Here is a 12252-nt window from a genome sequence, read left to right on the forward strand (position 1 = left end):
CCAGGCCGAACGGTATTGATCGATCATGCCGACCATGCCCCGTTTGTCCGGACTCGATCTTGTCGCCATCCGCTCGTTTCTCGCCGTCGTCGAGGCAGGGGGAATTTCGGCGGCCGCCCGCAGGTTGGGCCTCGCCAAGTCGGTCATCAGCGAGCGCATAACCGGGCTGGAGAAGAGCCTTGGTGTCACGCTGTTCAATCGGGGGCAGAACTTGGCGTTGACAGAACGCGGGGGGCGTCTCGCCGAAGGCATGAAGGACGTCATCGAAAACCTGGATGTTGTGGTTCACGACGCGACGAGGGATCGCGCAGAATTTGGCGGGCGGATCAGGATCACCACGTCGGCGGGCCTGGGCGTCCGTTATCTCGGTTCGATCATCACGGCCTTTCTGGCCGAGCATCCCAATGTCGAGGCCGAGATCACCTACGACGACCGCTTCGTGGACATTGCGGGTGAGAACTACGACCTCGCCCTGCGGATCGGCTATCTGCAGAACAGCGATCTCGTCGGACGGCGTCTCTGCTCAATTCGCCGCCTGCTTTGTGCAAGCCCGCTCTACATCGAGAAATTTGGTGTCCCCCGAAGCGTGGAGGATCTGAGGAATCACCGGGGCGTAGGATACACCCTGTTGCAGAGTTCGGCGCAATGGCAGTTCCGGACCGAAGATGGCAAAGCAGTTCGCTCGAAACCGCCTCGGCTGGTCTTCTTGGCCAACAACGGCGAGGCGATACGCGACGCCTTGCTCGCGGGACTGGGAATATCGAATCTGCCGAGCTTCTTTGTGGCCGACGACATTAGAGCCGGGAGAGTCGCCATGCTGGATCTGGGCTTCGAGATTGCTCCTGTCGAGCTCTGGACGCTTCACTCACGCCGACGAGAACCGCGTCCGTTGGCCGTCGCCTTGACCTCATGGCTTGCATCGCGATTAAGCAATCCCCCGTTCTGGGAGAACGGTTTACGTAGGCTTTCCGCGACAATAGCGCCGCCGCGTTCGGAGTTGCCTGACACGAGTTTGCGAGCCCTTAGCGCCGCCAAGAGAGCACGAGTGCGGCGCCGGTCAACTGATCGAGCGACCAAATAGCGGTGACGATCGGCCGCTGCGCCCGAGGGGCCGGACCCGATTGAACGTTCCTCTTGCGGTCGAGGCGACGAAGGTCCTGGCGTCAAACCGATCCTCTTCTTGGTTTGGGCGTTATGCTTGGCCGCGACGCTTTTTCGATACCGAACCGCGGCAAAGCTCTTGGAGTTCGTGAAGAAATCTTACGGCCGCCGGCGCGAGAATTCCCCGTTTGCGCCGATAAACATAGAATTCTCTGTGCCAAAGCAAATCGGGGACATCCAGCTCGACGATTCTACTTCGACTTTCAGCCTGGAGTGTCACTCTGGGTTGCCACGAGATGAACTGTCCCGTGCCGACCAATGCCCGAATTGCACCATTGGAGCGCGTTTCCACCGTGGCCTCTGGCGGAACGAGGCCGGCATCGCGAAAGCGTCGAACAAACTCCTGCATAGGCAGAATGGAGCGTGGCGGCAGCACCCAACGCGCTGTGGCGATATCGTGAAGGGTCAATCGCCCCTTTTTCGCCAACGCGTGTTCGGGATGTGCGAACGCGACAAGGCTGTCGGTCAGCCCGTCGCGACGCAAAAAAGGGACCTCGCTTTCTTGCAAAAATCCAGCGATCGCGACGTCGATTTCTCGCCGCGCAAGCGCCTCGCTGAGCTGATCTTCGACAGCATCAAGCAACTGCACTCGAAGCGAAGGCCACTTGACCAACAAGCGGTTGATGACCTCAGGCACGATTGAGTTAGACATGCTCGCGACAGCGCCGATGCGCACAATCGACGAGCTATGTCCTCTTAGCGAGGCAACTTGTTCAAGCGCAGCCTTCGCATTGCTTACTATCTCTTCCGCATACGGCAGCAGGGAGTCGGCCGCTGGAGTTGGAATAACTCCTGATGGATGCCGTTCGAAAAGAACAGTCCCCAGGCGATGTTCAAGCCGCTTGAGAGCGCGGGTGACGGCAGGTTGGGTCAGATCCATCGCAACAGCGGCTCTACCAATCGATCCATGCTTCGATATGGCGAGGAATGCGGCAAGCTGTTGCACTTCCAAGGTCATGCCGTTGTGTAATGTTTTTCAATGAATTCTGCAACTAGTCACGGCTCTGCCTCTCGCTTTAGCTTCCGAAGACGTGAGAGGAAGCGTTCGACGAGAGCAGGCGAAAGACCATACGAAACCATCATCACGCGCCGCTGGTAGCAGCGGCAAAAGCGCGTCGATGGTCGCTCTGTGTCGCGCCGACTTTGCAAAGTGCGCCACTTCGAAATTTTTGCCAGCGCATAGGAGCGAAACCATGCCGCTACCTGCCGACAAGACCGACTGCGAGAACGAGCCCGTAAGGCGACAAGTGCCGAGCCTCGACGTTGATCCTTTCTCGGCCGACTATTTCGAGAACCCCCTAAGAGTCCATCACGAACTGCGCGAGGCCGGTCCGGTCGTTTGGCTTGGTCGCTATCAGTGCTGGGCGGTTGCACGTTACACGGAAGTTCGATCGGTTCTGCATGATTGGCGGACCTTTTGCTCAAGCCGCGGTGTAGGCATTCAGGATTTCGCCAAGGAGGAGCCGTGGCGTCCAAGGAGCCCTGTGCTGGAAACCGATCCGCCGCAACATGATGGCGCTCGCGCTGTCCTCAACCGAGTTCTGTCACCCGCGGTCATCAAGCGCGTGAGGCAAGAGCTGAGCCTGGTGGCGGAACGCCGGATCGACGAACTTCTGCAACGGCGCAACATTGACGCGATCGCTGATCTTGCAGAAGCGTATCCGCTCTCCGTCTTTCCCGATCTGGTTGGCATGCCAAAGGAGGGGCGTGAGCATATCCTCCCTACAGCTTCGCTGAATTTCAATGCGTTCGGTCCGAACAACGAGCTGCGTCGTGCCGCATTCGCAACGGCCGCGCCGCACATGTCCTGGGTCATGGAATCGTGCAAATCGACAAATTTGGCGCCCGACGGCTTCGGGTCGCAAATTTATGCCGCGGCTGAGGCCGGCGAGATCACGACCGATGAGGCGGCGTTGCTGGTCCGAACGCTGTTCTTCGCCGGCGTCGATACGACGGTCAATGCCATTGGAGCCGCCATCTACTGCTTGGCGAGCTTTCCGACGCAGTGGAAAAAATTGCATGCAGACCCATCGCTGGCCCGCAATGCCTTCGAGGAGGCTGTGCGCTATGAGAGCCCGGTCCAAACATTCTTCCGCACGACAACTCAATCGACGGAAATCACGGGAGCGCACCTCAACGAAGGTGAGAAGGTTCTCATGTTCCTTGGGGCCGCCAACCGTGATCCACGTCATTGGGAGCGTCCGGACGAGTTCGATATCGAACGGCGAGCAAGCGGCCATTTCGGCTTCGGAGGCGGAATACACATGTGTGTGGGCCAATTACTCGCCCGGCTCGAAGGCGAAGTCGTCCTAAGCGCGCTGGCGCGGCGCGTGAGCGCGATCTCCATAAATGGCCAGCCGAAGCGACGTCACAACAACACATTGCGTGGCCTGGCGACCCTTCCCGTCACGTTACACGCGGCCTAACCGAGGAGCGGAAATGCCGAGGATCGTTTACGTTCAACCCGATGGTGCTCGCGACGAGTGCGATGTTGAAGCGGGCATCAATCTCATGCAGGCAGCTGCGGTTCACGCGATCGAAGGCATCGTTGGAGAATGCGGAGGCAATTGCATGTGCGCAACCTGCCACGTCTACGTGGATCCCCACCAGATTGACCTGCTCCCTGCCAGGTCAGAAGCAGAAGACGCATTGCTCGACGGAGTGGCCGCCGAGCGACGAGCCAATAGCAGGCTTGCCTGTCAAATCAATATGCAGCCCGCGCTCGACGGCCTCATCGTGCGGTTGCCGGATCGTCAGATTTGACGTGGATGGGGACGAACTCTGCCCACTCACGAAGGTCTTCGTGCTTAAAAAATAAAGGAGGGAATCGTGGAAACGCACGCAGTCGCCCTGGACATCGACTCCCGTAACATGACGTCGTTTCAAATCGGAATTGTCGCGATCTGTGTGTTCATCAGCTCGCTTGACGGGTTCGACGTGCTTTCTCTCGCCTTCACGGCGCCGACAATTGCTCGCGAGTGGGGGCTTGCGCCTGCGTCTCTTGGAGGGTTGTTCAGTGCGTCCCTTGCAGGCATGGCTATCGGCTCGATCGTGCTTGGTCCCATAGCCGATCGCATCGGGCGACGTGTGAATGCGCAGCTTTGCTTGGTCCTCATGAGTGCGGGCATGTTGCTGTCGTCCGTCGCGGGGGAGACGACTCAAATGCTCGTCTTTCGCCTGCTGACGGGATTTGGCATCGGCGGCATGGTGCCGACGATCAACACAATCGTTGCTGAGTACGCATCGGCACAAAGACGGGACTTTTGCATCGGGGCGACGACTATCGGGTATTCGGCCGGCGCGACGATTGGCGGCTTATTGGCGATACCCCTGATATCGCATTTTGGCTGGCGTTCCGTATTCTTGCTGGGCGGGCTACTGTCGCTCGTCGCGCTGGCAGCTGTGACCGCAATGATGCCTGAATCGCTGCAGTTCATTCTTGCGCGTCGGCCGCCTGAGGCAATTATCCGTATGAACAAGATCCTCGCGCGCTTGGGAAAGTCGCCTTTGACGAGCCTTCCCGTTGCCTCAGAGCGTAGTCGATCTCGTAACCCAATCGCTGCTGTTGTGGGTCCGGACTTCAGAAAGACAACAGCGCTCACCTGCTCGTGCTTCTTTTTCGCAATGATGACATTCTACTTTCTCTTGAGCTGGTTTCCCAAGGCGTTGGTGGACCTCGGCCTTAGCATTCAAGGCGGTGTTAGCGGGGCCGTCATCATGAACATGGCGGGTATTGCGGGAGGTCTTTTCCTTGGTTGGGCGACCGCTTGGTGCGGCCTGCGCACGCTCGCCATAGCCTATTGGTGCGGCCTGCGCGCGCTGGCTACAACCTACATGGTCCTAACGTTCGCCAGCTGCTGTGTGTTTGGATTGATTCCTGTTTCGGGATGGATGATGTTCCTGGAGGCCTTTGCGATCGGCTTTTTTGCAAATGGAACTATCGTCGGCTTGTTCGCTGTTCTTCCGACAATTTATCCGGCGGGTGTTCGCGGGACCGGAGCGGGCCTTGCAATGGGATGCGGTCGAATTGGCGCGGCGGTCGGCCCTTTCGCGGCGGGGCTGCTGTTGGCTGGCGGTTGGTCCTACGAATCTTGCTTTTGCGTAATGGCTCTTCCGATGCTACTCGCTGGTGTTTTCTTCCTGGCAATTGCCAAGCAGCCCCAGTTGGTCTCTTCCGGTCAGGGAATTGGAGATGGCAGCGCAGCCGCTTGGCAGCGCACAGGGAATGCACACGAAGCTCAAGCATGAATAGAGCGCCTAGAGATTCAGGCAAGGGCCGTCTTTGCAAAGACAAATGAGGAGTGCGTCATGTTCATCGAACGACATGAGGACCTTACGCCAGCAGTGCTTGCCGTGATGGAGCGCACGACAAATCCCCGCCTGCGGGAAATCATGGTCGCGCTCGTCAGGCATCTGCACGATTTCGTGCGCGACGTCCGTTTGACCGAAGCAGAATTCCACGAGGCAACCGCCGTCCTCAACGAAATGGGAAAATTGACATCCGATACCCACAACGAAATGGTGCTGATGGCCGGCTCGCTCGGCGTTTCCTCGCTCATCTGCTTGCTGAACAACGGGAATGGCGGCAACACGGAAACAGCGCAGTCGCTCCTCGGCCCATTCTGGCGGCTAAATTCTCCGCGTGTCGAAAACGGGGGATCGATTGTTCGATCGGATACTTCCGGGCATCCGCTATTTGTGACTGCGCAGGTCGTCGATCGCAAAGCGCAACCGGTCGCGGGGGCTGAGGTGGACGTCTGGCACGCTTCCCCGGTCGGTCTTTATGAGAACCAGGATCCCGAGCAGGAGGACATGAACCTGCGCGGCAAATTCACGACCGACCATGACGGCCGATTCTGGTTCCGCTCGGTCAAAATGACCGGTTATCCAATTCCGACTGATGGTGTGGTCGGACGCCTGCTGAAGGTGCAGAACCGGCATCCCTACCGGCCGGCTCATCTTCATGCCTTGATTTTCAAACGAGGTTTCAAGGTCCTGACCTCGCAAGTTTACGATCCGAATGACCCGAATATCCACGATGATGCGCAGTTTGGTGTTACGCGCGCACTCATAGGCAATTTCGTTCGCCATGAAGAGCCGCACCCGACCGACTCGCGTGCGAGTACTCCGTGGTTCTCGCTGAACCATGTCTATGTAATGGAGCCCGGAGAAGCCGTTCTTCCGAGGGCGCCGATCAGCTGATGATGCACACGTGATCGTCTCAGGGGAGGAATTCCGATGCTGACAGAAGAGCAACGTCACAACGCCGCCAGGGACTTGGTGCGATCGGAGCGCGAACGCAAGCCAATCCCTCAATTGAGTAAGACCTATCCGAACATCGAGATCGAAGATGCCTATCGGATACAGGATCTTTGGGCGGAGTCACGCGTTGCGGCCGGAGCCCGCGTTGTAGGCCATAAGATCGGCCTTACTTCGCGCGCCATGCAGCAGGCATCGAAAATGACGGAGCCTGACTACGGGAGGATTCTGGACGATGCGATGTTCGGCGATGGCGCTAGGATTTCAGCCGACCTGTTCATCAGGCCGAGGCTCGAGGTTGAGCTTGCCTTCATCATGGCCGAAGATCTATCGGGACCGGCGTGCGGATATACGACGTTCTCCGTGCGACCGAGTTCATCGTGCCGGCTCTGGAGATTATCGACTATCGCACCGAGGTCCCCCGAGCGATCGCAGATACGATAGCCGACAACGCCGCATTTGGTGCGATCGTCGTGGGTGGCCGTCCGATACGTGCCTTCGACGTTGACATCCGCTGGGTGGGGGCGACGTTGTCGCAGAACGGTGTGATCGAGGAGTCCGGGGTATCCGCAGCCATTATGGGGCATCCGGCAGCTGGCGTCGCGTGGCTCGCGAACAAGCTCCATGCCGTTGGCGCAAGACTCGAGAAGGGGCAGATCGTGCTGGCCGGGTCCTTCACCCGTCCCGTGGACATTCGGGCCGGCGATGTCATCCAGGCAGACTATGGGCCGTTGGGCTCTATCGGTGTTTCGTTTGTCTGAGGCTTCGTGACACGTCCAATCGTGTCATCTGCCAGCGTAGGCTTACTGCAACTAAGCCGTCTCGATCCCCCCGCCAAGCAGGAATGCAATCCGGCTTCGCAGCCACTTGTTCGCAGGATGGTGGTGGAAGCGTTCATGCCAATGCTGGGTGATCTCGAAAGTGGGGAGAGGGATCGGAGACTCGATCACCTGCAAGGGAGCCATTCCCGCGAGGACCTTCGCCATGCTTCGCGGGAGAACCACCAGAAGATCACTCTCCGCGACCAGGGTCCAAAGCCCCATGAAGTGGCTAACCTTAACTCTAATGGCGCGTTGAGCGCCTTGTTGCTCGTATGCAGTATTGATGGCGGCTTCCATCGCTGCGTGTCCACTGCCCGTCGGAACATAAGCGATAAATTCAGCCTGTAGGAAGCGGTCCGGGGTTGGCGCATCCGCAATCGGATGCCCAATGCGGCATGCGCATGCGAAGCTCTCCGTAAAGAGCTTTTGCCGATGAAACGGCCCTTGGAATTCCTGGAAGTATCCCACTGCGAGATCCACGTCGCCACTCTCCATGGCCGACTCCCTCATGCGGAACGGCGGCACTTGCTCGGTGTGAAGCCGAACGTGCGGAGCTTCCTGCGCCAATAGGCGAAATAACCGTGGCATCGTGAACATCTGGCCGACTTCGGTCATGAACAAGGTGAAGGTTCGGTCTGCGCGCTGGGGATCGAAACCTGGTTTGCATTCCAGAGTGCGATGAATTCGGGAGATGCTTTCCTGGATCGGGCGGGCGATCTCTTCTGCCAACGGAGTCGGGATCATGCCTTCGGAAGTTCGCACGAAGAGAGGATCGCCCAGGGCGTCTCGGAGCCGACCAAGTGCGTTGCTGACCGACGATTGAGTAAGCCCGAGAGTGGCTGCTGCAACCGTAATACTGCGTGTTTTGAGGATGACGTCGAAAACCCTGAGCAGGTTCAGATCGATGCGATTTGAGTTCATGCTGACGTTCCTCGGAAACTTGGGCAAACGCTCACCAGGCGGTTCGCCGACCAAGTGGGATCCTCTTCATCGGAGTTCGCCTGGCCGAGATGTATTCATCCCGGAAATAAAGGCAATTTAGATTTTCAATTCGACCTAAGCTGCCTGCATCCGTAGCCTCTCAAGAAATCAATAAGCCAGTCCCGCTGGGGACACCAATGAGGCGCATGAAAATGCCAGCGCCTCGAAGGGAGGATATCTTGGACGCGACTCTAAGGGGCCGCGCTACCGCGCGCCATCATGCAGCCGTAGCTAACAGCAGTAAATCGGGCTTGGCGTGGGGAGGCAACTCGGTGTTGCCCGGTGCCGTATCCCGCAGTGCGTCATGCCGACCGATGTGGACGTCGTGCTGCAAATCGCCATTGCTCAGTCCCAGTCGAGTGGAGCGACGTGTCGGCAAGGTGTCGTCCTGAAGCTCGCGGGCCAGTCCAGCGGCCCATCCGGGACGAGCGCGCCAAGTAACTAAGCGTCTGCGCCATTCAGGATCGAGTGGTGTCGGAGGCGGATGAGGAGATGTCGATGGGGTTCACAGTTACATTGCAGCCGAGCGGCACGACATTTGATGTCGCGGACGGCAAGAGCATTCTGACGGGCGCGTTGGAGGCGGGCCACGCGCTCAAATACGGGTGCAGAGCCGGCGCGTGCCAAACCTGTAAGAGCAGGGTGGTCGCGGGGCAGATCGACTACGGTCACGTGATGGATGCTTTCCTGCCCGAAGAGGAAAGAAAAAAGGGCTACGCACTCATCTGCCAGGCAAGACCGCGCTCGAACGTGGTGCTCGAGGCGGAGGAACTCAAGGGTCTCGCGTTGGTGAGGCCGCGAGTGGTGCCGGGGCGCGTGTCAAAACTGGATAGGGTCGCATCGGATGTGATGGTGATGCACGTGCGCGTCCCGATGAACGAGAACCTCTTGTTTCTGGCCGGCCAGAACGTCGATTTCCTGCTCGATGGTGGGCAGCGCCGAACTTATTCGATTGCGAATGTCCCGAAACCTGAAGGCGTGACGGAGCTGGAGTTTCATCTCCGTCATATGGCGAACGGCTTCTTCACGGATCGGGTCTTTTCCTCAATGAAGGTTCGAGAGCTGGTGAAGATCGAAGCGCCGCTCGGAACGTTCTTCATTCGTGAAGACAGCGAAAAGCCGATGATCTTCATCGCCGGCGGAACTGGATTCGCGCCGATCAAGTCGATGTTGCAGCATGCATTTGACCGCGCGTTTCACAAGCGTCGGGCCATCCACTTCTATTGGGGAGCCAGAACCCGAGAAGGGCTCTACATGCTCGATCAAGTCAACCGATGGGGCGGCCAGTATGAGAACTTCACCTTCACGCCTGTACTATCCGATCCAACCACGGCTTGCGACTGGAATGGACGTACCGGACTGGTTCACGAGGCCGTGCTCGAGGACCGGCCCAACCTCTCAAATTACCAAGTCTATGTGAGCGGCGCACCCGGAATGGTGGAAGCGGTGCGTCGAGACCTCGTCTCTCAGAGAGGATTGGACGAGAAGGAGCTTTTCGCTGACGCGTTCTTGCCGGCGTCAACAACCCAGCGAGATGCCGCTTAGGTATCGCTGACAAGAGGGAGCAGACGATGAGTTACATCCGAGAGGTTACGGACGACGGTATCGTTGATCCGAAGAACGAAAAGGCCGTCGTGAAGCCGTTCGTGCTATCGCACGGCACACTGGGGTGCCGCGACCTCGCCAAGACCCGGAAATTCTACGAGGAGTTTCTTGGCTTGGAGTGCGTTCAGCACGGCGTCACGTCGATGGTCTTCCGCTGCGGATTGAAGTTCCATGTGGTGTGCGTGGCGATTGGCGAGGAGTACCCCTCCTGCCACGTCCACAACCACTGGGGTCTCGACGTTCAGACCAGAGCCGAGGTGGATGCTGCCTATGAAGCGGCCGTCAAGAAGCAAGACGAGTATGGCCTGGCTCAGATCATGACGCCGGAGGACCATCACGGGGTGTACTCCTTCTATTTCGTCGATCGCGACCGCAACTGGTGGGAGATCCAGCACTATCCGGGATTCCAGGACGACGACATGTTCGATTTCGGCGATCGCTTCACGCCGGATGGAAAACCGGTTGGCCAAGAAAACGAGCCGAGCCCGGCGTAAGCGGGCTCGACCTGGCTTGAGATACCGACCGCTCGTCGCATGCTGATCTGCAGCGTCGACGGGGTAGAGGAAGGCAATACGTCATTTGCTGTTGGATACGCGACGGGCCGACCTGCGGCTGTGCGGCAGCTTGGGTCGTTGGTCCAGCAGCGTGGGTGGTCAATTCACTGCTAGTCGGGGGGTATATGCGTTACTCTGTGAGAGGACTGGTCGCTGCACTTGCCATGGCCGCTTCAGCGGAAGCGACTCAAGCAAGGGCGGCAGACTTGCCAGTGAAAGAAAAGCCGCAAGAGAAGCCGTTTTTCTTGCTCATCGACGATCGATTGACCTTCTCCTGGATGCCGAAGGGGGCTGACCCAGGCTACTATTCTATACGCCCCGACGGATCCGTGAATGGGACGACTGCAAGGCAGGTCTATTCCTTCACTCACTTCGACATCTGGAGTTATGGTACCAACTTCTTCCAGATATCGATGTACAAGTCGGATCATAACGATCCGGCCAACCCCTGCACCAACGCTGGCGAGATATTCAATCCAAGTACGTTTACCCTGACACCGGCGAGTTGCGCCGGGGCGACGGACTTTTATGGCTTGTTTCGCTCGACTTTCGGCTGGAACGAGATCTTTGGTACCAAGGCATTTACGATTGGACCATTGCGCAACATCTCCTTTGAAGTCGGCATGGACGGTCAGACAGCGAACACGTCTCTGGCTTCAGCCAAGCGCGCCCTGGTGTCTGGGCTGCAGTTTCAATTCACTCTCCCCTACAAGGGCTTTTTCAACGTAGCGCCGTTGGCGTATTGGGAATTCTCCAACCACAACGCCTTTGCCCAATGCGGTTCCGGCTTCGCTGGTCCGGTTCCGGGCGTCAGTTGTCTGGTCGACGGCAATCAGAGTTACAACCCGACATGGGCTGTCGAGACCAACTACTACATGGACCTGGGCTTCCTGCCGGAGAGCATGCAGTTCTTTGCAATCAGCGGTCGAGCGGCTTGGTACGGAAAGAAGGGAGCAGAGAACAATCCTCTTCCGATCGCACCACCGTTCAACGTCAGTACCGGGGTGGAATTCAACTCCGAGCCCATACGTCTCACCTTCGATGCGAGCAAGGCGATCTGGGGTCCCAAGTGGTCGCACTACGTCGATCTCTGGGTCGCTTACCGGTACTGGCAGAACAAATTCGGACTCGACCACGCGAAAAGCACCGTTTGTAACATCGCGCCGGGTGTAAGCAACAATAGTTGTACCGAGTCGACCGTATACAGCGGTCTTACGCTGAAATTCTGAGGGGGCCGAAGGCAGCAATCCGGTGGTTTGTTTCAACTCGAAAGTGAAGCTGTGCCCGATGACGAGTGTCTTTCCTGATTTTGTCGCAGAGCTCGAAGCCAGAACGGCTATTGAAGATTGTCTCAAGCGTTTTGCACGTGCGGTGGACCGCCAGGACTGGACCGCCGCACGCGAGGCGTATCACGACGGAGCCTTCGACGACCACGGCTTCTTCAAGGGGCCACCAGACGAGTTCCTGGCCCACATCGAGAAGCTGCACTCTCAGCAAGACCACTCGATGCATTTCAATACGAATGTTCTGATCGAGTTTCAGTCGCGCGACCGCGCGTTCGTCGAGACATACGTGCTCGTGTTGCAACGCTATCGGGCAGGTGCGCCCAATGTGCCGTCCGGTGCGGCTGGCCTACGCAATCTTGCATCTGCGCGGTATCTCGACCGCTTCGAAAAGAGAAAAGGCGAGTGGCGAGTTGTGCATCGTACACTGGTATTTGGCGATATCGTCGGCGAGCCGCTGAAGGCGCTGCCAGTGTTTCCGGAGGGTTTTACCGAGCAGAAGCACGGTCTCGACGACCCGCTGTATCGCCTGAAGGATGAATTAACTTCCCTATAGCGCTTCAACTATGCCTGCGCACCGCATCGTTT

Annotated in this window: 11 protein-coding genes and 1 pseudogene; 10 read left to right on the plus strand and 2 right to left on the minus strand. The window is 58.2% G+C overall.

The window, feature by feature from the left end:
• Window positions 1-25 precede the first annotated feature (25 nt).
• Window positions 26-1081: a LysR family transcriptional regulator gene (locus tag JQ604_RS19335; protein ID WP_212359669.1), complete on the plus strand. Its 1056-nt coding sequence runs from the start codon at window positions 26-28 to the stop codon at window positions 1079-1081.
• A gap of 111 nt (window positions 1082-1192) precedes the next feature.
• On the opposite strand, the gene JQ604_RS19340 is transcribed toward JQ604_RS19335, so the two are convergent.
• Window positions 1193-2119, minus strand: a complete 927-nt coding sequence (locus tag JQ604_RS19340) for a LysR family transcriptional regulator (protein WP_212359673.1) — start codon at window positions 2117-2119, stop codon at window positions 1193-1195.
• A gap of 235 nt (window positions 2120-2354) precedes the next feature.
• Between JQ604_RS19340 and JQ604_RS19345 the strand changes: the two genes are divergently transcribed.
• The 5 genes and pseudogenes from JQ604_RS19345 to hpaH all read left to right on the plus strand — a co-directional run bounded on the left by JQ604_RS19345 (window position 2355) and on the right by hpaH (window position 7181).
• Window positions 2355-3587: a cytochrome P450 gene (locus JQ604_RS19345; RefSeq protein ID WP_212359677.1), complete on the plus strand. Its 1233-nt coding sequence runs from the start codon at window positions 2355-2357 to the stop codon at window positions 3585-3587.
• A 13-nt stretch (window positions 3588-3600) separates the two neighbouring features.
• The gene (locus JQ604_RS19350) at window positions 3601-3924 is read left to right on the plus strand and encodes a 2Fe-2S iron-sulfur cluster-binding protein (RefSeq protein ID WP_212359681.1); all 324 of its coding nucleotides are present in this window, start codon (window positions 3601-3603) and stop codon (window positions 3922-3924) included.
• Window positions 3925-3990: 66 nt separating this feature from the next.
• Entirely contained in the window at window positions 3991-5409 is a 1419-nt protein-coding gene (locus tag JQ604_RS19355; RefSeq protein ID WP_212359684.1) for an MFS transporter, read from the plus strand.
• A gap of 60 nt (window positions 5410-5469) precedes the next feature.
• On the plus strand, window positions 5470-6363 hold the full coding sequence (locus tag JQ604_RS19360) for a dioxygenase (protein WP_212359688.1): 894 nt from the start codon (window positions 5470-5472) through the stop codon (window positions 6361-6363).
• 36 nt (window positions 6364-6399) lie between these two features.
• Window positions 6400-7181: pseudogene (gene hpaH / locus JQ604_RS19365) on the plus strand (2-oxo-hept-4-ene-1,7-dioate hydratase).
• 51 nt (window positions 7182-7232) lie between these two features.
• Here the strand turns inward: hpaH and JQ604_RS19370 are convergent.
• Window positions 7233-8162: a LysR family transcriptional regulator gene (locus JQ604_RS19370; RefSeq protein ID WP_212359691.1), complete on the minus strand. Its 930-nt coding sequence runs from the start codon at window positions 8160-8162 to the stop codon at window positions 7233-7235.
• A 558-nt stretch (window positions 8163-8720) separates the two neighbouring features.
• On the opposite strand from JQ604_RS19370, the gene JQ604_RS19375 reads away from it, so the two are divergent.
• The 4 genes from JQ604_RS19375 to JQ604_RS19390 all read left to right on the plus strand — a co-directional run bounded on the left by JQ604_RS19375 (window position 8721) and on the right by JQ604_RS19390 (window position 12220).
• Complete coding sequence (locus JQ604_RS19375; RefSeq protein ID WP_212359694.1) at window positions 8721-9767, plus strand: CDP-6-deoxy-delta-3,4-glucoseen reductase; 1047 nt, start codon at window positions 8721-8723, stop codon at window positions 9765-9767.
• Window positions 9768-9793: 26 nt separating this feature from the next.
• On the plus strand, window positions 9794-10321 hold the full coding sequence (locus JQ604_RS19380; RefSeq protein ID WP_212359697.1) for a VOC family protein: 528 nt from the start codon (window positions 9794-9796) through the stop codon (window positions 10319-10321).
• 185 nt (window positions 10322-10506) lie between these two features.
• The gene (locus JQ604_RS19385; protein ID WP_212359700.1) at window positions 10507-11610 is read left to right on the plus strand and encodes a hypothetical protein; all 1104 of its coding nucleotides are present in this window, start codon (window positions 10507-10509) and stop codon (window positions 11608-11610) included.
• A 58-nt stretch (window positions 11611-11668) separates the two neighbouring features.
• Window positions 11669-12220, plus strand: a complete 552-nt coding sequence (locus JQ604_RS19390; RefSeq protein ID WP_212359705.1) for a nuclear transport factor 2 family protein — start codon at window positions 11669-11671, stop codon at window positions 12218-12220.
• Window positions 12221-12252 lie beyond the last annotated feature (32 nt).

It is taken from the genome of Bradyrhizobium jicamae (assembly GCF_018130695.1).
In the GTDB taxonomy this organism is placed as follows: domain Bacteria; phylum Pseudomonadota; class Alphaproteobacteria; order Rhizobiales; family Xanthobacteraceae; genus Bradyrhizobium; species Bradyrhizobium jicamae_B.

Bases quoted from the DNA above. Each gene is read 5' to 3' on its own strand.
- JQ604_RS19335 (WP_212359669.1), top strand. From the start codon at position 26: ATGCCGACCATGCCCCGTTTGTCCGGACTCGATCTTGTCGCCATCCGC.
- JQ604_RS19340 (WP_212359673.1), bottom strand. From the start codon at position 2,119: ATGACCTTGGAAGTGCAACAGCTTGCCGCATTCCTCGCCATATCGAAG.
- JQ604_RS19345 (WP_212359677.1), top strand. From the start codon at position 2,355: ATGCCGCTACCTGCCGACAAGACCGACTGCGAGAACGAGCCCGTAAGG.
- JQ604_RS19350 (WP_212359681.1), top strand. From the start codon at position 3,601: ATGCCGAGGATCGTTTACGTTCAACCCGATGGTGCTCGCGACGAGTGC.
- JQ604_RS19360 (WP_212359688.1), top strand. From the start codon at position 5,470: ATGTTCATCGAACGACATGAGGACCTTACGCCAGCAGTGCTTGCCGTG.
- JQ604_RS19370 (WP_212359691.1), bottom strand. From the start codon at position 8,162: ATGAACTCAAATCGCATCGATCTGAACCTGCTCAGGGTTTTCGACGTC.
- JQ604_RS19375 (WP_212359694.1), top strand. From the start codon at position 8,721: ATGGGGTTCACAGTTACATTGCAGCCGAGCGGCACGACATTTGATGTC.
- JQ604_RS19380 (WP_212359697.1), top strand. From the start codon at position 9,794: ATGAGTTACATCCGAGAGGTTACGGACGACGGTATCGTTGATCCGAAG.
- JQ604_RS19385 (WP_212359700.1), top strand. From the start codon at position 10,507: ATGCGTTACTCTGTGAGAGGACTGGTCGCTGCACTTGCCATGGCCGCT.
- JQ604_RS19390 (WP_212359705.1), top strand. From the start codon at position 11,669: ATGACGAGTGTCTTTCCTGATTTTGTCGCAGAGCTCGAAGCCAGAACG.